We start from the raw sequence: 26,007 nt of genomic DNA, 5'->3' as shown, positions 1-26,007 counted from the left end.
CCGGGGGTGCGCGGCGCGACGATCGGGACCGGGGCCTCGCCGTTGCGGCCGTACATCGCCTGGAGCAGGTCGGCCTGTTCCGTCTTGGTCGGCAGCCCGGTCGACGGCCCGCCGCGCTGGATGTCGATGACCAGCAACGGCAGTTCCAGCGAGACGGCCAGACCGACGGTCTCGGACTTGAGGGTGACGCCGGGGCCCGAGGTCGTGGTGACGGCGAGTGAGCCGCCGAAGGCCGCGCCCAGTGCCGCTCCGACGGCGGAGATCTCGTCCTCGGCCTGGAAGGTGCGGACGCCGAAGTTCTTGTGCCGGCTCAGTTCGTGGAGGATGTCGGAGGCCGGTGTGATCGGGTACGAGCCCAGGAACAGCGGCAGATCGGCCTGCCGGCTCGCCGCGACCAGGCCGTACGACAGCGCCAGGTTCCCGGAGATGTTCCGGTAGGTCCCGGTGGGGAACGTCTCTGCCGCGGGCGCGACCTGGTAGCTGACGGCGAAGTCCTCGGTCGTCTCGCCGAAGTTCCAGCCCGCCCGGAACGCGGCGATGTTGGCGGCCGCGATGTCCGGCTTCTTGGCGAACTTGGCGGCGAGGAACTTCTCCGTGCCCTCGGTCGGCCGATGGTACATCCAGCTCAGCAGGCCCAGCGCGAACAGGTTCTTGCACCGGTCGGCGTCCTTGCGGGCCAGGCCGAAGTCGGCGAGTGCCTCCACCGTCAGCGTGTTCAGAGGGACCGGGTGGACGTGATAGCCGTCCAGCGAGCCGTCCTCCAGCGGCGAGGTCTCGTAACCAACCTTCTGTAGCGCCCGCTTGGTGAACTCGTCAGTGTTGACGATGAGTTCACCGCCACGCGGCACGTCGCCGATGTTCGCCCTGAGCGCGGCCGGGTTCATGGCGACCAGCACGTTCGGCGCGTCCCCGGGCGTGAGGATGTCGTGGTCGGCGAAGTGCAGCTGGAAGGACGAGACGCCCGGCAGCGTGCCTGCGGGGGCGCGGATCTCGGCGGGGAAGTTCGGCAGCGTCGCCAGGTCGTTTCCGAACGACGCCGTCTGAGAGGTGAAGAGATCACCAGTGAGCTGCATACCGTCGCCCGAGTCACCCGAGAAACGGATGATGACCCGGTCGAGCTGATCCGTCTGTTTCGTCACCTGCAAGTGCCTCTCCCTGGGGCGGAATGCGCGTGCGGGCATGCACCCGCAGAGCCGTCGCGCTGACGAGGGTCCGGGCGCCCGCCGTCGAGCCTAGGGGGATCGCAGAGGAATTTCAATGGGCGTTGAATTGTCGTCGGAGGGGGTGCGGTTCGTCGTGAATCGGCAAGTCGGCGGGTGGGTGAGCGGGTGGCTGGTACGGTGCCAAAACCCGTCATCTGTAAGGGAGTTGGCGAACTTGGGTAGTGGCGCGAAAAGCTTTGACCCGAGAAGTCACTGAGTGTAGACTTCTCGGTCAGTTGAATTACCGTGAGGCCTGGCAGCGCCCTGTCGTGCCGCGCGGGCGCCCGTGTCACGACCGGGCGGGAAGCACGTCCTTCGGGGGGACTCGTGATCGAGAGGAAGTGCCGCCGTGGCCGAATCTAGAGGCGCGCCCGGCTCCCGCCGGGCCATCATGCGGTCCGCCGCCGATCTCTTCGCCGAACTGGGCTACCGCAACACCTCGTTGCGGGCCGTCGCCGCGGAAGCCGGCTGCGATCCGGCGTTGATCGCGCACTACTTCGCCTCCAAGGAGGCGCTCTACGACGCGGTCGTCGTGGAGACGGTCAGGCCCGCCGAGGTGTTCCGGGAGGCGATCGGACGACGGGACCCGGAGGCGGCGGAATGGCTGCTGCGTCACGCGGTGACCGACTGGGGCGATCCCGTCCAGCGCCGGCGCATCCTCGGCGTGCTCCGCTCCGCGCTGGACCTGCCCGCGGCCCGGGAGCGGCTGAGCCAGTCGCTGGTGCCGGAGGGTATCGCGCGGGTCGACGAGATCAGACTGGCGCTAATCAGCAGTCTCCTGGTCGGGGTGATGACGTCACGTCATATGGGGTTGATGCCGACCGAGTTGACAGAGAACGACGACTCCACGGAGCTGGTGCGCGCACTCACCCCGGCGGTCGCGGCGTTCCTGACGGCGGACCCGACGAGGGGTCCGCGCTCTTTGCCGGGGTCCGGGCGGGGGTCGGTGGCGGGCGACTGACTGGACGGGTGCCCGTGCCCTCCTCTCCATGGGGCGTGGCCGCAGGCATCATGGGGGCCATGACTCACACCGCCCGTCGCATGTTCGAGCTCCTGGAGCCGATCTGCCTGGTCACCTTCTTCGCCGACGAGTGCAACGAGGAGCTGGCGGCGCTCGGTCACCGCACCTACTGGGACGGCTACTTCGCCAGCCGTGCCGCGCCACTGGGGCGGGTGCCGGCCCAGGTCGTGCACGCGGCCTTCTACAGCTTCGCCGAGGGAGAGGCCGCGCGGCACATCCCGAGCGCGTGGGAGACGATCCCGCCCGAGGCGTCTGTCGCCGCGCGGGAGCGGGGCAGCGCGGCCTCCCTGCGGCGGATCCTCGGCGCCGAGCTGGCCGGCTCCCCGGGCCTGGTGCGCGCCGCCGACCTGACCACCAAGGCCGCGACGAACGCGCCCACAGAAGGCCGGGTGATGTACGCCGGGATGCGCACCCTGCCGGTGCCGAGCGATCCGGTCGCCCGGCTGTGGCATTCCGCGACCATGCTGCGCGAGCACCGCGGTGACGGGCACGTCGCCGCTCTCGTCGGCGCGCGCATCGGCGGCACGGAAGCCCACGTGCTCAGCGCGCTGGACATGGGCATCCACCCGCCGGAGTCGTTCGGGCGCATCCATCACCTGCCGAAGGAGCGGCTGGCCGCGGTCATGGACGGCTTGCGCGAACGCGGGCTCGTCGACACCGACGGCCGGTTCACCGACGCCGGCCGCGAGACCAAGCGACGCGTCGAGGCCCTCACCGACGAGCTCGCCGCCCCGCCGTACGACGCCCTGTCTCCCGCCGAGCTCGACGAGCTGGTCGCCGAACTCGAACCCATCACCGCGACGCTGGTGGCCGCGGGGTCGAAGTGACGAGCCGCGACTGACGGGACGAGGAGTCCGCCGGTGGCCAGCCAGGAAGCGTGGCCCCCTGCCGCTCCCCGAACTCCACGCCGCACGAGGCGAGTTGGGCGGTCACCGGGGTCAGCGCGTCGCCGTCCGGTACGGCGAGATCTGGGCGGCGTCTAGTCGAGCAACACCTCGGTCGAGTCCGCTGGGCCGTCGAACGAGGCATCTCCCCGCTGCTGCGCTTCAAGTTCCTCGGCCTGCGCAACGACCGCACGCAGCAGGCGCTGTGACCACTGCTCACCCTTGCCGGCGTACTGATCGATCCTGGCCGGCTCGTGTCACTCTTGGCCGGCTCGTGCGGAAACAGTTTTGAGACCAGGCCGTACTCATCGTCGCCGGAGCCCGGTCGACTCCCGCCAAAGCCCAGCCCATCCCCGGTCGGAGCCGGGTCGGATCCCGGTCAAAGCCCATCCCCGGTCGGAGCCCGGTCGGATCCTGGCCAAAGCCCAGCCCATCCCCGGTCGGAGCCCGGTCGACTCCCGGCCAAAGCCCGGCGGCCTGCCCGTGCCCGCTCACCGTCAACGCCCCTGAGCGCAGGTCTGCCCGAGCCCCACCCGCAGGCGTCGCATCACAAGTTCCGCCCGCCCGGGCGGCCTCCCGGGCGGCCTCCCGGGCGGCCTCCTGGGTCGCCGCGTCGCCCGGGCACGGACGTGCCGCGTCGCCCGCGCGCCGACGTACCGCATCGCACCCCTGAGCGGCCAACAAGCTGCCACCGTAGGCGGGTTCGGCAGGCGATGGGGACTCTCCCGGCCGACACCCCCGCGGTCCCGGACTCGGCTGACCCCGCGTGATCCGGAACGGCCGGAGTCGTAGCTGCTCCTGACCATCCCGCAGGTGTTGCCGCACGTCAACAGAGCGCGTTCACAGTGCGGTTGGGCCGGGCCGCGGTGTCCGGAACGCGGTCATCGAGCTTGCGGAAAGGAATTCAGTACTCGTAGACTTCATTGGAGAATGAATAACTCGCGGGGTGCTGTCAGCGGACGGCGTACCCAAGGAGGGAACATGGATTCGATCGACACGGGCGTGAAGGCGACAGCCACGCCCGGTAGTTCACCCGGCCCGGGAGGCGCGACCGCGCATCCCGCACGCTGGGTGGTCCTTGCCGTCACGCTGTCCGCCATCTTCATGCAGATGCTGGACACGACAATCACGATGGTCGCGCTGCCCTCGCTGCAGACCGACCTCGGCTCTACGTTCGCCGAGATCCAGCTGGTCGTCGCGGTCTACTCACTCGCTTTCGCGTGTGCTCTGGTGACCGGCGGCCGGCTCGGCGACATCCACGGCCGCCGCAAGGTCTTCCTGATCGGCATGCTCGGCTTCACCATCGCCTCGGCGCTCTGCGGTGCGGCACCCAGCTCGACCTTCCTGATCGGGGCCCGGGTACTGCAGGGCATGTGCTCCGGCCTGATGTTCCCGCAGGTCCTGTCGATCATCCAGGTCACGTTCTCGGCGAAGGAGCGCCCCAAGGCCCTTGCCATGTACGGGGCTTCGGTGGGACTCGGCACGGTCCTCGGGCCGGTGCTCGGCGGCTGGCTGATCGACCTCGACATCCTGGGCACCGACTGGCGGGCGATCTTCTACGTCAACCTGCCGGTCGGCATCATCGCCCTGCTGCTGGGTCTGGCCAAGATTCCCGAGTCCTCGGCGGAGGGCGCGCGCCGGCTCGACGTCACCGGCGCGGTCATCCTCAGCGCGGGGCTCTTCAGTCTGATCCTGCCGCTGGTCATCGGCCGTGAACACGACTGGCCCGGCTGGAGCCTGGTGCTCCTCGGGCTGAGCCCCATCGTGCTGGCCGAGTTCTTCGTCTACGAGAACCGGTTGTCGAAGCTGGCCGACCGGTCACCCCTGGTGCCGTCCGGGCTCTTCAAGGAGCGGTCGTTCACCGTCGGTCTGCTGATCAGCGTGGTGTTCTTCGCCGGCATTCCGTCGTTCTTCATGGTCTTCTTCATGAGCCTGCAGATCGGCTTCGGCTACACCCCGATCTCGGCGGGTCTGGTGAGCCTCGGCTTCGCGCTGCTCATCGCGGTGGGTTCCGCCCGGTCGGCGGCCGTGGTCAAACGGCTCGGCACCAAGACCCTGGCGGTCGGCACCGGCCTCCTGCTCGTCGGCATGACCGGAGTGATCGCGACCCTGCACTGGGCCGGACCGGACCTGCACGGCTACCAGTTGGTCCCCTCGCTGATGGTCGCCGGACTCGGCGGCGGCTTCTTCCTCGCTCCGTGCACGGGGATCATCCTGGCCGGTATCCGCTCGCGTGAGGCGGGCGCGGCCTCCGGCATGCTCGCCACCGTGCAGCAGGTCGGTATCGCCATCGGTATCGCGGTCGCGGGCATCCTGTTCTACGGGCTGCTCGGCTCGAACGCCGACGGCGCCAGTCGTACGGCGCTGCCCGAACTGCGCAGTGACCTCGTCGCGGCCGGCCTCTCCGAGGCACAGCAGGCGCAGATCACCGGCAGCTTCGAGACCTGCTTCCACGACCGGATGAACCAGAAGGACCTCACCGATACGCCCGCGAGCTGCGCGCGCATCGAGAAGGAGATGGCGGACAGTCCGGCACCTGCCGAGACCAAGGCGAAGGTCAAGGCCGCGGTGCTCCAGGAGGCCGTGCCGGAAGCCCGCAAGGCCAACTTCAGCGACAGCTTCGAGCAGGTCGTGTACTGGCAGATCGGCTGCTTCGGCCTGTCCTGCCTGCTCGTCCTCGCCCTGCCGAAGATCCGGCCGGAGGATGTCCAGGACGTCCCCGGCGGCGCTTGAGCAGGCCGGTGTACGAAGGCACCACGCCCGCGGCGGAACGTTGCGCCGCGGGCGTGGTGCCGTCACCAGGGGCCCGGCCAGGCCGGCGGCGCCCCGCGACAGGCCGTCCTGCGGCCCGGCGGCGCCCCACCCCCGTGCGCGACGACAGCGCCAGGAAAGGACGAACCCGTGTGGTCGGTTCTCATGCTCGGCGTGGCCTCGGCCCTGGCGTATGCCGGGGCGGCCGTCGGGCAGCGGGTGGTCGCCTCGCGTGCGGTCGGGGGAGCGGCCGTACTGCGCGGCGCGGTCTGGTGGGGCGCCCTGCTCCTCAATCTGCTGGGCGGAGCGCTGCACACGGCGGCGCTGCGGTTCGGTTCGCTCGTCGCGGTGCAGATGCTCGGCGTACTGACCCTGGTGGCCGCGCCGCTGTTGTCCGCGGCCGCCTTCCGGCGTCGTATGACCGCTGCTCAGTGGTCGGGCACCGCCTGCACCGTGACAGGGGTCGGCGGACTGCTCGTCCTCAGCCGCTCGGCGGGCGCGAGCCGGGTGCTGGACCCGGGGGAGATCGCGGGTGTCGTCGCGCTGACCGCGGGGGCGCTCGGTGTCTTCGTGGTGGCGGCCGCGGCCGGCCGTCGCGTGCTGGTCAGCAGCCTGTGGTACGCGGCCGCCGCCGGGGTCTCCTTCGGCGCCGCGTCGGCGCTGACCCAGACCGCGGTACTGGAGCTGACGGGGGACGGCGCGTTGCGGCTGCCCGTCTCGGCCGTACCGCTCATGGCCGGTGTGATCTGCCTGGCGTCGGCCGGCCTCATGCTGAGCCAACTCGCCTACCGGGGCGGCCTGGAGGCCCCGCTGGCCGTCCTCACCCTGGTGAACCCGCTGTTCGCGGCGGTCGTCGGCGTGGCCGTCCTGGGGGACCGGTATGCCGCCGGAATTCCCGGCGCGCTGGCGGGAGTTGCGGCGGCGGTGGCGGCGGGGCGAGGGGTCTTCGTCCTGGCGCATTCCGAGGCGGCCGCCCCGAAGCGCCCTCCGGGGCCCGTCCGGCGGATCATGCCGGGGAGTACCGGGTCCGGCACGCCCATCTGCGACGGTGCCGTCGGTCGCCACGACTCCGCCCTGACGCCCTCCTCCACCTTGCGGCTGGACGCACCGGACACCGCCTACCCGCGCCTGTCAGGTGCCGTTGCCCGGAGCCGGTCCGATCCGCCGGACAGGGCGTAGGACCTGTCCGGTCGATCACGGCTAGGGCGCGGGGTGTGGCACGCACATCTGCGGCGTTGTCGTCGGTCCCCGACTCCCCCCACGCTCGGCTGCGCTCGCGCGGGGGGACCCCCATCGCGTCGACTCCCTCCTCCGCCTTGCAGCCGCACGCACCACACCCCGCTCACCGGCACCGACAAGGCGCCGCGGCTCCCTCCACCATGATCGACCGGACAGGTCCTAGCCCTGGGCGACCCGGTCGAAGTGCACGTCGATGGAGGGCACGAACCACTCGACGACTTCCTCGAAGTCCAGCGAGGCCAGCGGCTCCATCTGCAGGACGTACCTCAGCATCACCAGGCCGGCGAGCTGCGCGGACACCAGTGAGGCGAAGGCCGGGGTGCGCTCGGTCTCCTCGGGGACGAGCCGTCGGACGCAGGCCGCGAAGCTGTCCTCGATCTGGTCCCGGAAGGACTTGGAGGTCGTCTCGTCCGACAGGCCGGTCCGGTAGATGGCGATCAGGGCGGGCCGGGTCGACTCGTCCTCCCAGAAGGACAGGAACGTCCGCACGACGCGCTCGCCGCGTCGCTCGGGAGGCAGTTCGGCGTCGGCGTCCGTGAGGGAGTCGAAGAGGGCCGCCACATCCAGGCGGGCGGAGACCGCGTCCTGGAACACTCCTTCCTTGTTGCTGAAGAAGTGGTGGATGAGGGCCGGGTCGACCCCTGCCTGCTGCGCGATACCGCGCATCGTGGTCCCCGAGTAGCCCTTGGCCGCGAAGAGTTCGAGCGCGGCCGTGAGGATCTGCTCCTTGGTGCCGCTCTGCCCCGGGCGGCGACCGCCGCCGCGCGCAGCCGACCGGCCGCGGGGGGCGGTGTCGTCCGGTTGCGCGTCCGCCTCCGCCGCCCAGGGGATCCCGTCTCCGGTGCTCACCAGTCCCCCTTCGGGTATTAATTCATGAGTGTAGGAAATTAACGGTATCAGCATCCCACATGGGAAGACTCCCCGGTAGGGAGCATTCCGGCAGTGGGCCGTGGTGTCGAGACGATATCGAGCGCCGGTCCAGGAGCTGGCCGGATACGATCACCGGCCCGCACCGCTGTGCCGCTTCGGCGGCTGCGCGACACACAGCCGCCGCCCCCGGCTCGCCTCGGCGGGCGCACAGGGGGCGGCGGTCTCTGTGACGGATTCCTGTGAACTGACTGTGAGTTGTCCCAGCGTCGCGGGCCTATCGTGCCGTTTACCGCTCGACGTCGGGCAGTACGGTGGCGCCCGGGGTAAGCACCCGCTGGACCATGTACGGCGCCCGGCGCTTGGCCCACAGCAACACCTTGATCCGCTTCAACGGCGTGAAATTGTAGTAGCGGTCGTCCGGATCGCCGAAGGCGAAGAGCGGCGGAATGAACGAAGCCCCGCGGAGCTGGCCGAAAATCCGCTCGGCCGCGACACCCGGTGCCAGCCGGCCGTCCGCGACCTGACGCGTCAGCCGCTCCATGTCGTCGAACAGCGCGACGAATCCGGGATAGACGGGGAACCAGAGGCCCGCACCCGGCCGGCGCTCCAACTCCCGCCACTGGTCCGGGTGTCCGGGCCTGGCCAGTGCGTCGTTGCGGGCCCGCTTGAGGGACAGCGCGGCGAACATCGAGTGCAGCAGCCATACCCGGCAGAAGGCGTTCCACAGCCGGAAGTCGCTGGTCGCCGTCAGCGCCGTCCGCAGCAGCCGGTCCCCGTGCTCGATCAGCGACGCCTGGAAGGACTCCAGCCCCCGGAAGTGCTCCACCGACCAATCCCCGCTGTGCGCGGCGGAGATGAGGTGCGCGGCCGCCTCATGGACCAGCTCCGCGGTCAGCGTGACATCGCGCGAGAGCGTGAAGTCGCAGCGTACGGCGGAGCGTTCCAGGACCACGAAGCCCTCGCCCGCGCCGGCGGTGGCGCCGTACTGCCACGCGTCCGAGCTCGTCCACGGGCGTACCACGGTCGCCTCGCCGAACTGCCACTCCAGATCGGGGAACCGGCGGACCAGCTCCTGGAAGTCGTCCTCGGCCGACGCCGAGCGCTGCGGCCACTGCTTGGCGTCGAGGCTCACCGCCACACTGGTCAGGGAGGCTTCGCCGGACCGCTGGTCGCCGAAGGGGACCAGCTGGATCCATCCGCCGGGGAAGACCACCTGGGTCGTACCGCCCGTCCACGGCGTACCGCCCTTGCCCGGGTCCACCCGTCGCTCCAGCGGCCGCACCCCCCGCAGATGCGCGGTCAGCACCCGCGAGGAGTGGCGCAGCGGCCGCAGGGCCGGATCCGGGCCGAGGCGCCCCAGCATCGGCGCGCCGGGCCCCGACATGTCGACCACGAACGCGGCGCCCACCGTGCTCCCGTCGGCCAGCGCGACAGTGAAGTCGCCCGCCTCGCCCCGTACTTCGGTGAGGACGGGGCGGCCCTGCGGCACCTTGGCTCCGTAGCCCGTGGCCAGCCGGTGCACCCAGGCGTCGACGTCGGGGCGGTACAGATGGGACTCGCCGTGCTCGCTCGGCACGTTGAACTGCACCACCTGGTGCGGTCGTACGCGAGCGCCGGGCCGGGCGTACACGAAGCCGATGCTCGACTTGATCCCGGAGGTGCTGCGGACCTCGTCGGGCAGTTGCCCGAAGTGCCCGAGTGCCGACAGCTCCGGGACGCCGTAGCGGCGCGCGAGCAGTTCGAAGATCTCCGCGGTGTACGGGACCGTGGTCTCGCCCGACGGCGTGCCCGCGTCGTGCGCCGAGTCGACGAGCACCACGTCGATCCCGGCGCGGGCCAGGATCGCGGCGAGCATGCCGCCGCCGAGATGGGCGCCGAGCACGGCGACGGTGTGCCGCGCCGCGTTCCGGGGCACGGCAGGCGCCGGCTCGTCCGCGGGTTCGAAGGGCAGCGCCGACTCGGCGGTCCCGACCGCCTCGGCGCCCTCCGCCCAGCTCTGCCCGGCCGGTTGCCGGGTCGGTCGTTCCGCCTGTGCGTCCTGGGGCATGGGCCCGTCCTTCCTCATGAGCTCTTGCGGAACCGGGAGCGCAGGAAGCCGCCGAGCGCACCGGCCACCACCGGACCGGTGTCCGCGGCCGCCGACCCGCGCTTGGCCCAGTGCATGGTGCGGATCATGCGCGCCGGGTTGGGGTTGTAGAAGCGGTTCGCCGGGTCGTGCAGACCGAACGGCGGGGGCGCGTAACTGTCGTCCTGGAGCAGGTCGAACAGCTCGCCCGTGGCCCGGTCCGTCGTCATCAGCCCGGCCTCGACGTCCCGGCAGGCGGCCCAGGCCGCGTCGGTGATCTTGTTGAAGCCGACACTGGCAGGGAAGAGGGCGCCGGGATGCGGCTGTGCCTCCAACTCCCGCCAGATCAACGGGTCCTTGCTGCGCTGGAAGCGGACGAGGGCGTCCTGCGCGTTGAGCGTGCCGAGCACCGTGCCCAGCGCCCACATGCGAAACGTGCCGTTCCACATCCCGTAGTCCCGGAAGGAGGTGAAGGACGAGGCCACCACCTCGTCGTGGGCGCGGACCAGCCCCTGCTGGAGCGTCTCGATGTGCCCGAAGCGCTCGGCGGAGAAGTCGTCGTCCTTCGCCGCCTCGATGAGCCGCCAGGCCAGCGAGTTCACCACGTCGGTGGTGTTGGTCAGACCGCGCGAGAAGAGCGCGTCCACGAAGCCGGCGGCGTGCGAGGTCAGGCAGAACCGGTCGCCGACGACCTGGTGCGAGGAGTACTGCAGCCGGCCCGTGGACACCCAGGGACGGGCGGCCTTCGCGTGCTTGAACTGCGGGGCGACGTCCGGGAACCGCTCCAGGAACTGCGCGAACTCCTGCTCCGGAGGCAGATCCGTCTTCGGGTGCTTGCGCGGATCCAGGGTCAGACCCACGCTGCACAGCCGGTTGGTGGCACCGCGGTGGTTGTCGAAGGGGATCACCCACACCCAGCCGCCGTCGAAGACGTGGTGCAGGGTGCCCTGGTGCCAGGGGCTCGGGTTGTCGTGCTTGCGGCCGGCCGGGCAGTCGTCGTACGGCCGCACCCCGATCATGTGGGTGAAGAGGGTCCGCGAGTGCGTGCGCTGCTGCGGCACCTCGTCCCGCAGGGCGAACTTCTTGGCCAGCGGCGAGTTGTGACCACCGGCGTCCACCACGTACCGGGCACGGACGGCCGGACCGCCGTCGACCGCGAGGGTGACCCCGGAGCCGTCGACGTCGACGTCCGTGACCCGGGTGTTCAGCCGCGGTACGGCGCCGTAGCGGACCGCCACGTTGAACATGTAGGCGTCGACGTCCTGGCGGAACATGTGGGACTCGGTCGACAGCGCCACCGGGATCACGAACTGGTTGATCTCGCTGGGGACTTGGTCCTCGCCCTCGCGGTGGTAGACGAAGCCGAAGTTGCGCTTCTGTCCTGAGTTCGACGACACCTTGGAGCGCATCGTGGAGAAGTGGCTCAGATGCGCGATCTCCGGCACGCCGTAACGCGCCGCGAGAATGCGCAGCATCACCGACGTGTACGGGATGGTCGACTCGCCCACCGCGAAGCGCGGGTGCGCCCCGGCGTCGATCAGGACCGTCTTCACCCCGTTGCGGCTCAGGATGGCGGCCAGGATGGAACCGGCGATGCCGGCGCCCAGGATGGCGACGTCGTGGACGGCCTTGTCGGTCGAGCCGGACGCGGGCAGCGGTTGCATGATGCTCGTTCCTCCTGAGGTCGGGGCGGAGTGGGGCCGGTGCGCGGTCATGCCGGGTGCACCGGCCGTTCGGGACCGGACGGGCCGGCGGTGGCGGACGTACTGGATGTGCCGGGGGCGGCGGACGTACCGGATGTGCCGGCGGGGCCGGGCCGGTCGGAGGCCGGGTACCTCTCCTCGATCAGCTCGTGGAGGAAGGAGCCCCAGTGGATGCCGGGGCAGGCGAAGAAGTCGCGGCTGTTGATCTCCAGTCGCAGATCGTCCCGGCAGCGGCTGATCAGCTCCATCACCATGAGACTGTCCAGCCCCATGTCGGCGAGCCGGGTGTCCTCGGTGAGGGTGTCCAGCTCGAGACGCAGGATCTCGGAGAGCTGGACGCGGATGTACTCGCTCAGCTCGGCGAGCCGCTCCGCGCGGCCGAGGCCGATCAACCGGGCGGTCAGCGGGCCGAGTTCGGTCTCCTCCGGCCGGCCGGCGGGCGGCGCGCTGCGTATCTCGCTGAGGATGGGCCGCTCCCGGCGGGCCTCCATCAGGTCTCGGAACAGAGCCCAGTCCGCCGAGCACACCGTACGGTTGGCGACCCCGTCGGCCACCGCCTCGCCGAGCAGCTCCAGGGCGTGGTCGGGATTGAGCTGATGCAGCCCGATCGAGCGCAGGAACGCCATCACCGAGTCGTCGGCGAGCCCCGACCTGGCTCCCCACGGACCCCAGCTCACCGTCGTGGCGGCGAGGCCCCGCAGCTGCCGGAAGTGGGCGAAGGAGTCCAGGAAGGCGTTGGCGGCGGAGTAGCCCGCCAGATGCTGCGAGCCCCAGACCGAGGCGATGGAGGAGAAGGAGACGAACAGGTCCAGGTTCTGGTCGGCGGTGGCATTGTGCAGGGCCCAGGTGCCGGCCACCTTCGGATGCAGGCAGCGGTCGTACGTCGCCGGGTCGCTCTCCCGCAGGAACTGCGGCTCCGAGAGGCCCGCCGCGTGCACCACGCCGCGCAACGGCCGTCCGGACAGCACCAGTTGACCGGCGAGGGAACGCAGCGCCGTCTCGTCGGCGGCGTCCAGCGCCACCACCTTCACATCCGCGCCCTGCGCCTCGATCCGCCGGACCCCGGCGATCTTCGCGGCCGTGGCGTCGTCGTGGCCCGGGTCGTCCCAGGCCGCACGCTCCGGCAGACCCGTCCGGCCCGCCAGAACCACCGAGCCCGCGCCGCCTCGCGCGAGCCATTCGCCGAGGAGCAGGCCGAGGCTGCCCAGACCGCCGGTGACGAGATAGCTGCCGAGGTCGCTCAGGTGCGGCAGGCCACGGTGCGTGCCCTCGTCACCGGAGACGGCCGCCACCAGCCGCGGCACCAGTACGGTGCCGCCGCGCACCGCCGTCAGGTCCTCCGCCGTGCGGGTCGCCGGCAGCGCGGCGATCTGCTCCGCCTCGTCGGGGGCGCCCGCCGGATCCAGGTCGAGCAGGCCTCCCCACAGTTCGGGGTGTTCCAGGGCCGCCACCTTGCCCAGGCCCCACAGCGGGGCGGCGGGCAGGCAGATCTCGCGCTGGTCGGGTCCGGTCCACTGGGCGCCGCGGGTGACCACCCACAGCCGGGTCGCGGCCTCCTCGACGGCCAGGTGCCGGGTGGCGGCCAGGAACACGTGCTCGGCCCCGGTCCGGGCCTGGGCCACGGACCACTCGTCGTAGCCCGTCACCGGCAGTTCCAGGCCGCTCAGCAGGACGAGATGGCCGTACGGCTCGCCGTCGCGCAGGGCCCGCAGGACCGCGTCCACGGACGGTTCGGAATGGGTGACCACGGCCCCGCGCAGCGTCAGCTGCTTGGACACGGCCTCCAGGAGATCCGTGTCCCCGCCGGACGTGGCACCGCTCGAACCGACCAGCAGCACCCGTTCGTCGCGCAGCTCCCGCTGCTCGAATGCCGCCGGGGCGGCGGGCCGCCAGACCTGCTCCCACACCGTCTCCTCGCGGGCGCTGCGCGGAACGTCCTGCGGAGCGGGCGTCGACGAGCGCAGATGGACGTCACGCATCCGGATCAGCACGCTGCCGTCCGAGCCCAGGATCTCCAGGCCGCCCCGCAGTTCGCCCGCCTCCTCGGCCGGGTCCAGCCAGCCGTGGATGTAGCGGCGTGTGCCCTCGGGCACCTGGGCGGGCGCCGGAGCCGTACCGCCCTCGGGCGCCTCCTCCGACTGGCGCAGCAGCCCGAGCGTCAGATCGAGCAGTGCGCCCCGGGGCAGCTTCTCGGCGGCCCGGTTGACCTCGGCGAGCACCTCGCCGGCGCCCTGGTAGACCTCGGTGAGCACCGGCTCGGCCCAGCCGGGCACCGTGATGTCGGCCGGGTCGACCGGCACGCACCGGGCTCGTACGGAGTCGAGATCACCGCCGGCCCGCCGGTCGTCCGTCGGACGGCGCACGAGAACGCCGCGGGCGTGCAACCGCCAGCTGCCGCTCTCCGCTGACTCGACGCCCTGCCGGGAGAAGCACAGGAACAGGGATCGCCCGTCGTCGTCCTGGGGCAGCACGTACACGCGTATCTGTGCGGGCCGGTGCTCCGGGTCGAGGAGCAGGGGCTCACCCACCACGAAGCGGTCCACCAGCCGGGGCTGCGCGCCGGGCAGCTTCGCCGCGCCGGCCAGCGCCCAGTTGCAGAAGCCGCCCGCCGACACGAACCGCCGGCCGTCGGGGCCGGTCTGCACGAACACCTCGGACAGGTCGTCGAGCCGGGGCGAGAAGGTGGGGGAGCCGGAGAGCAGATGGCCTTCGAAGAGTGCCCCTGGCGCGTCGTCTGCCGCCAACTCCGGTGCCCCGCTTGCCGCGTCGTCGTTGAACCAGTACCGCTCGCGCTGCCACGGATAGCTCGGCAGCGCGGTGCGGCGCGGCTTCTCGTCGCGGTGCACCGCGCTCCAGTCGACCGGCACACCGCGGTGGTGCAGCGCGCCCAGGGCCTGGCCCACGATGTGCGCGTCCTCACGGTCCCGGCGCAGCGACGGGATCCATGCCACGCCGTCCTCGGGCAGGCAGCGGGCGCCGAGGCCGAGGAGCACCGGCGCCGGGCCGAGCTCCAGGAACGTACGGCAGCCCGTCCGGTACAGCGCGGTGACGCCCTCGTAGAAGCGCACCGGCGCCAGGACGTGCTCGCACCAGTAGGCGGGGCGCAGCTGCTCGTGGCCCCACTCCTGGCCGGTGACATTGGAGATGATCGGATACTTCGGCTGATGGAACGTCAGGGTCTCGGCGACCGCCCGGAATTCGTCGATCATCGGGGCCATCAGCGGCGAGTGGAAGGCGTGCGAGACGGTGAGCCGGCGGTGCTTGACACCGCGCTCGGCCAGCAGGGCGACTGCCTTGGCGACCTCGTCCTCGGGGCCCGAAAGCACCACGTCCGTGGGGCCGTTGACCGCGGCGACCGCCACCTGCGCGGCCACGCCGGCCTGGGCGATCGCCGTGCGCACACTCTCCTCGTCGCAGACCAGCGTCTCCATCACACCGCCCCGGGGCAGTGCCTCCATCAGCCGGGCCCGGGCGGTGACCAGCCGGGCGGTGTCGTCGAGCGAGTGCACCCCGGCGACGCAGGCCGCGGTGATCTCGCCCAGGCTGTGCCCGATCAGCGCGGTGGGACGGATGCCCCACGACTCCCACATCCTGGCGAGCGCGTACTCGACGGCGAAGAGTGCGGGCTGGGTGAAGCCCGTGCGGTTGATGCGCTCGCTGTCCCCGGCGCCCTCCAGGATCGGCCCGAGCGGTTCGTCGAGGTGCCGGTCGAGTGCCTGAACCGCCTCGGCCAGGGCCTGGGCGAAGACCGGCTCGGCGGCCGCGAGCCCGCTCGCCATGCCCGCGTACTGCGAGCCCTGGCCGGTGAACAGCCAGCCGAGCCGGCGCGCCTTGGCACCCGTGGGGCCGTGCGCCGTGACCTGGTCGGCGCGCTCTCCGGCGGCGAACGCGGCCAGTCCCGCGGCGAGTTGGTCGCGGTCACCGGTCACGCTGAGCCCGTGCTTCATCCGCGTCCGCCCGGTGTGCGACGAGTAGCAGATGTCGGAGAGCGTGCGCGGATCGGCCGCCCGCACCGGGGCCTCGTACGTACTCGCCATCGCGCGCAGCGCCTCGGGGCTGTTGGCGCTGAGGGTGAGCAGACCGGTCTCCCGCGGGGTGCCCTCACGGGGAGCGGGCTGCGGCGCCTCGCCCAGCACGGTGTGCGCGTTGGTGCCGCTCGCGCCGAAGCTGCTCACGCCGGCGATCCGGGGACCGTCGGGCCAGCGCGTCTCCTCCTTCGTGATCTTCAAGTTGATGGCGTCCCAGGGGACTTGCGGATTGGGATGGTCGAGGTGGAGATGCCGGGGGAGCGTGTCGTGCTGGAGGGCCAGCACGACCTTCAGCAGACCGGCGGCGCCGGCGGCCGGCTCCAGGTGGCCGATGTTGGTCTTCACCGAGCCGACCAGCAGCGGCCGTTCGGCGGACCGGCCGGTGCTGGTGACGGCGTTCAGCGCCTTCAGCTCGATCGGGTCGCCCAGCTGGGTGCCGGTGCCGTGCGCCTCGACATAGGTGAGGTCGGCGGGGGAGACCCCGGCGTCCTTGAGCGCGGAGCTGATCACGTTCTGCTGTGCGGCCGGGTTCGGGACCGTCAGACCGCTGCTGCGCCCGTCGTGCTCGGTCGCCACACCGCGGACCACGGCGAGGATGCGGTCCCCCGCCGCCTCCGCCTCGTTCAGCCGCTTCAGCACGAACAGCGCGCCGCCCTCGCCGCGGGCGTAACCGTCCGCCGAGGCGTCGAACGTCTTGCAGCGGCCGTCGGGCGACAGCGCCCGCAACTTGCTGACCAGCACGAAGCCGTACGGCGACAGCATCAGGTTCACCCCGCCGACCAGCGCCATGTCGCAGGCACCGGACCGCAGCGACAGCACCGCCTGCTCCAGCGCCACCAGCGACGACGAGCACGCCGTGTCGATGACCATGCTGGGTCCCTGGAACCCGAAGGTGTACGAGATCCGGCCGGCCAGGAAGCTGGGCTCGCCGATGAGCTGATAGGCGTCGACGTCGGCCATCGACCCCTTCTGCTGCCGCATCCGTACGTAGTCACTCGTACTCGCGCCGAGGAAGACACCGACGCGGCTGCCCTCCAGCTCACCGGGCGGCAGGCAGGCGTTCTCCATGGCCTCCCAGGCCAGTTCGAGGACCAGCCGCTGCTGCGGGTCCATGCCCGCCGCCTCGCGGGGCGAGATGCCGAACACGGTCGGGTCGAAGGTGTCCACCGGGCCGTCGAGGAAGTTCCCCGACAGGGTGTAGGCGGTGCCGGGGTGATCCGGGTCCGGGTTGTAGAAGCCGGCGATGGAGTGCCGCTCCTCGGGGAACTGGGACGTCGAGTCGTGGCCGTCGGCCAGGGACTGCCAGAACTCCTCGGGCGTGGCACCGCCCGGGAGCCGGCAGGAGAGACCGATCACCGCCAGTGGCTGTGGCTGCTGCAGCTCCTGGACCCGCGCGCGCAGACTGCGGATGGTGCCGAGGGAGTCCTTCAGCCGGCCGCGGAGGACCTCCTGGCTCGGCTGCTCGGCGTGGCTCTTCGTCATCAGTTCTCCTCAAACCCAAGCGTCCGTGAGTCGGAGATCTCCGCCTCCAACTGGCGTAGCAGTTCGTCGTCGTCCAGGTCGTCCAGGTCGGCCGCGCCCTCGGAGGCCTCGGCCCGCCCCTCGTCGAGGTGGTCGGGGCCGCCGGCGCTGCCCGTCTCGGGGGCGGGATGGCCGAGCAGTTCCAGGAGGTGCGTGCTGAGCGCGAGTGCGGTCGGGTGCTCGAAGGCGACCGTCGAGGACACCTCGGTCTCCAGCTCCCGGGACAGCCGCAGCCGCAGCGTGAGCGACATGACCGAGTCCATGCCGAGCTCGAAGAAGCCCTGGTCGGCCCGGAGATCGTCCTCCGGGAGCGCCAGCACCGCGGCGACCTGCGCGCACACCCAGTCGAGCATCCGGTCCCGCCGCTGCACCGGGTCGAGCCCGCTCAGCCCCGCCACGAACTCGGTGCCGCCGGTGGTCTTCGCCGCCCCCAGCACGGTACGGAACAACTCCCGGTGCGGAGCGTCGGCGAGTGCGCTGCCGAACAGCTCCCAGTCCACGTCGGCCACGCACGCGTGCACCGTGCTGTCCCACGCCAGCAGATCCAGCGCGGTGACCAGGTCGCGCTCCCGCAGCGGGGCGACCCCACTCGACTTGAGCAGTAACGTCGTCCGTTCGTCGAGGAGTTGACTGCCTTCGAGAGGCATCAGCTCCACATGCGCCACCGGCAGCCCGCCGGCCCTGCGCCGCGCGGCCAGCGCCCGCAGTGACCAGTCGGACGGCGCCGCCGCACCCGTGACCGCCCCGCCCCAGGTGCCCGGTACGGAGCCGAGCAGGACGAACAGGCGCACCGGGTCCTTGACCGTCAGCCGGTGCAGGAGTCCGGCCGTCTCGGCCCGGTTCCACTCGGCCCGCAGGGCGGCCTCCGTGGTCTCCTCCAGCGGCGCCGCCAGCTCCGGAGCCGCCGCGCACACCACCCCCGCGATCCCGCTGTCCGCTCGCAACTGCTCGACCAGGGCGGACAGTTCGTCCCGCGACCCGTGAGTCCGTACGGTACGGATCTCGGCGCCCGCGGCACGCCAGGCGGCGATCCGGTCCTCGAGCGGCGGGTGCCCGGCCGGTGCCGGTTCCGTGTCCGCGAGCACGATCCGCCGGGCCCCCGCGCCGACCAGCCAGTCCACCACGGGCGGCGCCAGGGCGCCGCCCGCGCCGGTCACCAGATGCCAGCGCTCGGCCGGCAGCGACCGGTGCGGGGCGCGGGCCGGCGGCTCGGCGCGCACCAGCGAAGCGACCTGGACCGCGGAGTGCTCCACGCGGATGTGCTCGTCGCCCGGTGCGGACAGCAGCCGGGTCACCAGAGTGCGCAGCTCCTCGGCGCTGCCCCGGCTGAGGTCGACATGGCCGCCCCAGGCCTCGGGGCGGGTCATCGCCAGGGTGCGCCCGAGCCCGGCGTGCGCCCCCTGGTTGCCGTCGGGGAAGCCCTCGTGCCCGGTCGGCAGCAGGGCGTGCCGGGTGACCAGCCAGAGCCGCGGCGGGGTGCCCTCGGCGCCGGCCAGCGCGGCCGTGAGCGCGGTGGTGACCCGCCAGCCGTCCGGTTGCGAGTCGAGGTCCTCCAGCGGCCACAGGTCCACGACGCCGGTGGTGCCCTCGTTGGCGTGCACCGCGAGCAGCGTCTCCCACGCCTCCCGGTCACCCGGGTCGAGTACGAGACCGTCCCGGCCCGGAGCGTCCAGGGAGCGCACCCGGCGCACCTCGCAGCCGGCGGCCCGCAGGGCGTCGGCGACGGTGCCCGCCAGATGCTCGGTGTCACCGCACACCAGCCAGCGCGTCGCGGGCGCGGCCTGGACCCCGTCACGGCCGGCCGGCCGCTGGCCCGCGCTGTTCCACACCATCCGGTACAGCAGGTTCGCCAGCCGGTCCCGGTCGGCGTCGCTTCCCACCGGGTCCGGGGCGGCGGCCAGGCGCAGCCCGGCCAGCTCCACCACGGGCCGGCCGGCCGCGTCGAGCACGGTCACGTCCGCCTCGGGCAGCCCGTCGACGCCCGCCCGGACCGGTCCCCGGCACACCCGTACCGTGCCCTCCACCGCCGACCTGACCCGGACCGCCGCGAGGGCGGCGGGCAGCGGCTCGGCGTCGGGCTCGGCGCCCTGCGCGCCGTCCGCGACGAGCCGCAGCGCCAGCCGCAGCAGGTCGGCGGGCAGCCGGTGCCGGGAGGACCCGTCGGGCAGGTCCACGGTGACGTCCACGACCCCCCGGCCACTGCCGGCCGACCGCACCCGCAGACCGGGGAAGCCGTCCGCGAGCAGGGCCCGCAGGGGCTCGTCGTCGGCCGGTGGTTCCAGGCCGACGGGCGCCGAGACGAGGTGTCCCGACGTGTCCACGGTCGCGCTCAGCGCGGGACCGGCCGGCGCCAGCTCGGACAGCGGACGCAGTACGACGGTGCCCTGCCGCGTGTCGACCACGGCCTGGAGTTCGGCCCGGCCCGACTCGTCCGCCCGGGGCGGGACGCCGAACCGTACGGCGTCGAGCCCCGGAGCGGCGGATCCGGTCGCCGCCGCGCTGCCGAGGGCGGCCTCCAGCAGCGCCGCCGCCGACACCGTCGTACGCGCACCGGAGCCGCTGATCTGCCAGGGGCTGCGGGTGCCGTCGACCGTCACCGCCAGCAGTGCCGTCCAGGGCGCGGTCGTCGGCCGCACGGGTGCGCCGACCAGGGTGCCGGACGTGGCGCTGCGGTCGTCGGGCGCGTCCGGCAGCCAGTGCTCCTTGCGCTGCCACGGATAGCCGGGCAGATCCACCACCGAGCGCCCGGGCCCGGTGAACGCGGCCCAGTCGACCGGTACGCCCTGCGCGTGCAGGGTGCCGAGTCCGGTGAGCAGGCTGACCACCTCGTCCTCGTCGCGGACCAGCGAGGGCAGCACCACGGGACGCTCGACCCCGGCCGCCGCCAGCGACTCCTCGGCGCCGGAGACCAGCACCGGATGCGGGGACACCTCCACGAACACCCGCTCCTGCGGGTCCTCGACCGCGGTCACCGCGTCCTGGAAGAACACGGTGTCCCGCAGGTTGCGGCCCCAGTAGGCGGCCGTGAGCGCGGAGCCCGCCACCTCGCCGCCCAGCACGGAGGAGTAGAAGGGGACCCGGCTCTCGGACGGCACCAGGTGCGCGAGCCCGGACACCAGCCGCTCCCGCAGTGGTTCCATCAGCGGCGAGTGCGGCGCCACCGGCACCTTGACCCGGCGCACGAACACATTCGCCTCGGTCAGCTCCTCGGTCAGCTCCTCCAGGGCGTCCACATCACCGGCGACGACCGTGGTGCGCGGCCCGTTGACCGTGGCGACGCCCAACTTGTCCTCGTACAGGACCAGATACGGCGCCAGGTCCTCCCGGCCGAGCCCCACCACGATCGAACCGCCGGTTCCGACCAGCGTGTCGAGCAGCCGTGAGCGCAGGCACAGGATCTCCGCCGCCTGTGCCAGGGTCAGCGCCCCGGCGGCCCACGCGGCGGCGACCTCGCCCATGCTGTGCCCCACGACCGCCTCGGGCACCACACCCCAGCTGCGCCACAGCTCGACCAGGCCGACCTGCACCGCGAAGATCAGTTCCTGCGGGATGCCCTCGTCGAACGGGCGGCTGTCCGGCTCACCGCGCAGCGAGGCGAGCGGCGACCACGCGATCCACTTGCGCATCTCCTCCTCGCACGCCGTCACGGCGTTCCGGAACACCGGCTCGGACTCCAGGAGCCGGCGTCCCATCCCGGCCCACTGGGAGCCGAACCCGGAGAAGACGAAGACACACGACCGCTCGAACTCGGCCGTTCCGGTGAGCACTTGGGGATGCGGCTCGCCCTTGGCCAGGGCGCGCAGGGCGGAGCGGACCGAGACGACGTCCTGGCCGACGACGACGGCCCGGTGGTCGAGATGACTGCGGCGCACGGACGCCGTGTGCGCGAGGTCGGCGAGGGTGCGCGCGTCGCCCGACTCCAGCAGCGTCAGATACTGCTTCGCCGCGGCCGGCAGCGCCGGCTCCTGTGCGGCGGAGAGGGGCAGCGCGAACCGCGCCGCGGGCTCCGCGCCCGGCTCCCGGACGGCAGGCGCCTGCGCGACCAGGACGTGCGCGTTGGTGCCGGTGAAGCCGAAGGAGCTGACGCCCGCGATCCGGCGCCGCCCGTCCTCGGGCCACCGCGCGGAGCGCTCGGCGATCTCCAGCCCCAGCCGCTCCCAGGGGACTTGACGCGTCGGGGTGGTGGTCACGCCGATGTGCGGGGCGATCCGGCCGTGGTGCACCGACAGGACCGCCTTGATCAGCCCGGCCATACCGGCCGAGGCCTCCAGATGGCCGATGTTGGGCTTGGCCGACCCCACCAGGAGCGGGGCACCGTCGGCGCCCCCGGGACGCAGTGCCTGGGCCAGCGCACGCAGTTCGATGGGATCGCCCAGTGGGGTGCCGGTGCCGTGCGCCTCGGCATAGCCGACCTCGGGACCGCTCAACCCGGCCTGCGCCAGGGCCTGTTCGATGAGCGCCTGCTGGGCCGTGCCGTTGGGGACGGTCAGCCCGCTGCTCGCGCCGTCCTGGTTCACCGCGCTGCCGGGCAGCACGGCGTAGATCCGGTCGCCGTCGGCGAGAGCGGTGGACAGCCGCTTGAGGACGACCGCTCCGGAGCCCTCACCACGCAGATAGCCGTCGGCGGCCTCGTCGAAGGTGCGGCAGTGGCCGCTCGGGGAGAGCGCGCCACCGGCCGAGACCGACACCGGGATCACCGGGCTGAGGATCACGTTGACGCCGCCGGCGACCGCGAGGTCGCTCTCGCCCTGGCGCAGACTCTGCATCGCCAGGTGCACCGCGGTCAGGGAGGACGAGCACGCGGTGTCCACCGCCAGGCTGGGTCCGGTCAGGCCGAGGAAGTACGAGAGCCGTCCGGACGCCCCGGCGAAGGAGTTGCCCGTGCCGTAGTAGAGGTCGACGTCCTGGAGGTGGCTGCCCACGTGCTGGGCGTGGTCCGAGCTGTTCATGCCGACGAAGACACCGGTCGCCGAACCGCGCAGCCGGTCCCGGGTCGCGCCCGCGTCCTCCAGTGCCTCGTAGGCGACTTCGAGGAACAGCCGGTGCTGCGGGTCGAGACTGCGCGCCTCGCGCGGCGAGATCCGGAAGAAGGCCGCGTCGAAACCCCGTACGTCGTCGAGATAGCCGCCGCGCAGCGAGGTCATGGTGCCGGGCGTCCACGGTCCGTCGGACAGGAACGCGGTGCCGTCCCAGCGGTCCGCGGGGACGTCCCGGATGACCTCGCGGCCGTCCAGCAGGAGCTGCCAGTAGTCCCGTACGGAGGGGCTGCCGGGGAAGCGGCAGCTCATGCCGACCACGACGATCGGGTCGTCGGCAGAGGCTGGGCCGGGTGTCGCCGGCGGGGCCTCCTCGACGACCGCGGGGGCGGGCGCCTGCGGTGCCTTGCGGGCCAGCACCTGCGGCAGCAGATGGTCCACCAGCTCGTCCAGGCAGGGGCGTTCGAAGGGGGTGGAGAGCGGGATGTCGAGGCCGGCCCGCAGGCCGAGCCGGTCCACGAACTCCACGATGCTCAGCGAGTCGAGGCCGAGGTCGGCGAAACCGCGCCGGGGCGGGATGCGCCGGCTCGGGTCCTGGCCGAGGATCTCCGCCAGCGTCTCGGACGTCAGCCGCATCAGCGACCTGCGCTCCCGGTCGGTGCCGGCCGGGTCGGCGGCAGCCGTGGAGGCCGCGGCGTTCACGGTCCCGTCCGCCGTCGCTCCCGCGGGGGGACGGTGCGGGGCGACGGCGGACGGGACGGCTTCCCGGGGGGTCCCGTCGGGGGTCGGGGCCGTGACCGGGGCGTCACCGGTGGAGTTCGCCCGCTCCACCGGCGTTGTGGGGCCGCCCGAGGGCGTGCCGGTCAGTTCGAGCTGCTGCGCGGGGCCGACTGGCCGGCCGGCGGGGTCCAGCAGCTGCACGGAGAGCCGGGCGGCCGGCGCCTGCGTGTCCGGCGCAGCACCCGGGGCGTACTGCATCCCGGGGGTGACATCGGGCAGCCAGAACGACTCGTGCTGCCAGGGATGCCGGGGCAGCTCGGCCGGCCGGCCGGGCACCAGGTCGGCCCAGCGGATCTCGGCGCCCGCGCAGTGCAACTCGGCGAGCGAGGAGAGCAGGGTGGCGGGGCCGTCGGCGTCCCGGCGCAGGGAGCCCACCGCGACACCTTGCCGCCGCAGCGACTTGAGGGCGTCGTTCAGGGGGCGTACGAGCGTGGGGTGCGGGCCGATCTCGATGAAGTCGGCCCCCATGTCCTGCAGGAGGTTGCGCACCGCGGGCCAGAAGCGGACGGGACGCAGCACGTTCGCCGCCCAGTACGCGGCGTCGAGCGTGGCCGGCGGCTCCTCGGGCCAGACCGTGGAGACGAACGCGTCGGGCCTGTCCACGGCGGCCAAGTCGGCCAGTTCTGCGCGGAGTTCCTCGGCGTACGGCGCCATGGCGGGACTGTGGAAAGCGTAGTCGCCGGGCACGAACCGGGCGGTGACGGACCGCTCCCGCAGCAGCGAGGCGATCGCCGTCAGGTCCTCCTCGGACCCGGCGAGGACGGTGGCGTTCGGTCCGTTGACCGTGGCGACGGTGACGGCCCGTCCGGTACCGGAGGCCGCTTCCACCGCCTCGTCCTCGGGGAGCGCCACCGCGAGCATCCGCCCGGTGCCCGCGGCGGCGCTCATGACGCGCCCGCGGCGGACCGCGAGGTCCAGTGCGGTGCGCAGGTCGAGGGCGCCGGTGAAGCAGGCGGCGGAGATCTCGCCGAGGCTGTGCCCGAGGACCTTGGACGGCTCGACCCCGCGGGCCCGCCAGACCTCCGCGAGCGCCAACTGGAGGGCGACAACGGCTGGTTGGGCGAGCTCGGTGGCGCCGAGGTCGCTCTCCCCGAACAGCTTGCGCAGAGCGGGCAGGCCCGCCTCGCGCAGCACCGCGTCGCTCGCCTCCAGGACGGCGGCGGCGACCGGTTCGCGGTCCCACAGGTCCAGGCCCATGCCGCGCCACTGCGAGCCCTGTCCGGAGAAGACGAACACCGTCCGGTGGCGCCGCCGCGGCTCGGCGGTGCCGGTGACCGTGCGCTCGTCGGGGTTGCCTTCGGCGAGTTCCGCGAGCGAGGCGCGCAACTCCTCGGCGTTCGCGCCGATCACGGTGGCCCGCGCCTCGTGGTGGGTGCGCCGTACCGCCGCGGTGTGCAGGACGTCGCCCAGCGGCCGCGCACCGTCGAGGGTGCCGGCCAGGTCCCGGGCGCGCTCCTGGAGGGCGGCCTCCGTGGAACCGGACAGCAGCAGCACGCGTGGGGTCTCCTGCTCGGGCGCGCTCGCCTCCTGCCCCGGCTCCGGCTCGGGCGGCGCCGACAGCAGCAGATGCGCGTTGGTCCCGCTGAGGCCGAAGGCGCTCACCCCGAAGAGCGTGTCCTCGGTGGCGTCCAGCGGCCTGGCCTCGGCCGAGATGCTCAGCGGACCGTCACTCCAGGCGATGGCGGGGTTGGGCGTGCCGAGATGCAGCTGCGGCGGTACGAGCCGGTGGCGCGCGGTCAGTACGGTCTTGATCAGGGCGGCGACGCCCGCCGCGGCGTCCGTGTGCCCGAAGTTGGCCTTGTGCGAGCCGATGTGGAGCCTGCGCCCGGGGTCACGGCCGGGGCCGAACACCTCCGACAGCGCGAACGCCTCGATCGGGTCGCCGAGCGGCGTACCGGTGCCGTGTGTCTCGACGTACGCGACCTCGTCCGGGCCGGCGCCGGCCCGGGCCAGCGCGTCCTGGATCAGGGAGGCCTGCGCCGAGGCGTTGGGCACCGTCAGGCCCGCGCTGCGGCCGTCGTGGTTGAAGGCGCTGCCGCGGATGACCGCGAGCACCCGGTCGCCGTCGGCGAGCGCGTCGTCGAGCCGCTTGAGTACGACGACTCCGCAGCCCTCACCGCGCACGATGCCGTCCGCGTCGGCGGCGAAGGGCTTGCACCTGCCGGTGGGCGACAGCGCCTGCACCTTGCTCATGAAGATGGACAGCTCGGGGGCGGCCAGCACGTTCACACCGCCTGCGAGCGCCGTGTCGGCCTCACCGCTCGCCAGAGCCCGGCAGGCCAGATGCACCGCCACCAGGGACGAGGAGCACGCGGTGTTCACGGAGAGCGCCGGCCCGTGCAGCCCCAGGGTGTAGGCGAGCCGGCCCGGCGCGAAGCTGAACTCCTTGCCGCTCGCGTAGTACGGGTCGATGCCCTTCACACCGCGCGTCTTGGAGTGCAGCAGCGTGTAGTCCATGCCGAGCATGCCGAAGAAGACGCCCGTGCGGGACCCCGCGAGACCGGGCTTGGTGAGCCCGGCGTGCTCCAGGGCCTCCCAGGAGACCTCGAGCAGGAGCCGCTGTTGCGGGTCCATCTCGCGGGCCTCGCGGAACGAGATGCCGAAGAAGTCGGCGTCGAACTGGTCGAGTCCGGGCAGCACACCGGCCCACCGGCAGTAGCCGGTGCCCGGCGCGGAGCCGTCCTCGCTGATGTACTCAGGTCCCCAGCGTTCCGGGGGGATCTCGCCGATCACGTCGACGCCGTCCCGCAGCACGTGCCAGAACGACTCCGGATCGACGACACCGCCCGGATAACGGCACCCGATGCCGACAAGGGCTATGGCCGGATCGGTGGTGATTCCGTTGCGGGCGGGCATGGATCCCCCTCTGGGAGTGCGACAGGCGGGTGATGAGGACGGACAGAGGTCCGGATTGCGGGAGGCGGGTCCGGGCGGCGGGAGGGGCGTCCACGCCACCCGGACCGGCTG

11 protein-coding genes are annotated in these 26,007 nt (G+C 72.5%); 5 read left to right on the top strand and 6 right to left on the bottom strand.

The annotated features are described in order from the left end of the window. The coding region (locus ACFVYF_RS19365; RefSeq protein WP_389456777.1) for a 2-oxoacid:acceptor oxidoreductase family protein at nucleotides 1-1,139 on the bottom strand (1,139 nt) is incomplete at its 3' end. A 412-nt stretch (nucleotides 1,140-1,551) separates the two neighbouring features. On the opposite strand from ACFVYF_RS19365, the gene ACFVYF_RS19360 reads away from it, so the two are divergent. The 5 genes from ACFVYF_RS19360 to ACFVYF_RS19340 all read left to right on the top strand — a co-directional run bounded on the left by ACFVYF_RS19360 (nucleotide 1,552) and on the right by ACFVYF_RS19340 (nucleotide 7,037). Continuing rightward, entirely contained in the window at nucleotides 1,552-2,163 is a 612-nt protein-coding gene (locus ACFVYF_RS19360; protein WP_389456775.1) for a TetR family transcriptional regulator, read from the top strand. A 59-nt stretch (nucleotides 2,164-2,222) separates the two neighbouring features. Continuing rightward, nucleotides 2,223-3,050 carry a MarR family transcriptional regulator gene (locus ACFVYF_RS19355; RefSeq protein WP_389456773.1) on the top strand — a complete coding sequence of 276 codons (828 nt, stop codon included), beginning with the start codon at nucleotides 2,223-2,225 and terminating at the stop codon, nucleotides 3,048-3,050. Nucleotides 3,051-3,100: 50 nt separating this feature from the next. After that, nucleotides 3,101-3,316: a hypothetical protein gene (locus ACFVYF_RS19350; RefSeq protein ID WP_389456772.1), complete on the top strand. Its 216-nt coding sequence runs from the start codon at nucleotides 3,101-3,103 to the stop codon at nucleotides 3,314-3,316. 772 nt (nucleotides 3,317-4,088) lie between these two features. Continuing rightward, complete coding sequence (locus ACFVYF_RS19345; RefSeq protein WP_389456771.1) at nucleotides 4,089-5,840, top strand: MFS transporter; 1,752 nt, start codon at nucleotides 4,089-4,091, stop codon at nucleotides 5,838-5,840. A gap of 168 nt (nucleotides 5,841-6,008) precedes the next feature. Further along, entirely contained in the window at nucleotides 6,009-7,037 is a 1,029-nt protein-coding gene (locus ACFVYF_RS19340; protein WP_389456770.1) for a hypothetical protein, read from the top strand. Between the two features lie 219 nt (nucleotides 7,038-7,256). On the opposite strand, the gene ACFVYF_RS19335 is transcribed toward ACFVYF_RS19340, so the two are convergent. The 5 genes from ACFVYF_RS19335 to ACFVYF_RS19315 form a co-directional block, all read right to left on the bottom strand. Further along, nucleotides 7,257-7,946, bottom strand: a complete 690-nt coding sequence (locus ACFVYF_RS19335; RefSeq protein ID WP_389456769.1) for a TetR family transcriptional regulator — start codon at nucleotides 7,944-7,946, stop codon at nucleotides 7,257-7,259. A 307-nt stretch (nucleotides 7,947-8,253) separates the two neighbouring features. Next, nucleotides 8,254-10,014: an NAD(P)/FAD-dependent oxidoreductase gene (locus ACFVYF_RS19330; RefSeq protein WP_389456768.1), complete on the bottom strand. Its 1,761-nt coding sequence runs from the start codon at nucleotides 10,012-10,014 to the stop codon at nucleotides 8,254-8,256. A 14-nt stretch (nucleotides 10,015-10,028) separates the two neighbouring features. Then, entirely contained in the window at nucleotides 10,029-11,696 is a 1,668-nt protein-coding gene (locus ACFVYF_RS19325; RefSeq protein WP_389456767.1) for an NAD(P)/FAD-dependent oxidoreductase, read from the bottom strand. Nucleotides 11,697-11,743: 47 nt separating this feature from the next. Continuing rightward, a complete protein-coding gene (locus tag ACFVYF_RS19320) occupies nucleotides 11,744-17,245 on the bottom strand; it encodes a beta-ketoacyl synthase N-terminal-like domain-containing protein (protein WP_389456766.1) in 5,502 nt (1,833 codons plus the stop codon). After that, nucleotides 17,245-25,896 (bottom strand): beta-ketoacyl synthase N-terminal-like domain-containing protein, encoded by an 8,652-nt coding sequence (locus ACFVYF_RS19315; RefSeq protein WP_389456765.1) that lies wholly within the window; start codon nucleotides 25,894-25,896, stop codon nucleotides 17,245-17,247. The genes ACFVYF_RS19320 and ACFVYF_RS19315 overlap by 1 nt, the downstream gene beginning before the upstream one ends. Between the last annotated feature and the right edge of the window lie 111 nt (nucleotides 25,897-26,007).

The sequence above is a fragment of the Streptomyces sp. NPDC058274 genome, assembly GCF_042881375.1.
Taxonomy (GTDB): Bacteria; Actinomycetota; Actinomycetes; order Streptomycetales; family Streptomycetaceae; genus Streptomyces.
The sequence above is the reverse complement of the archived record's forward strand: the minus strand, read 5'-3'. Positions and strand labels throughout refer to the sequence as shown.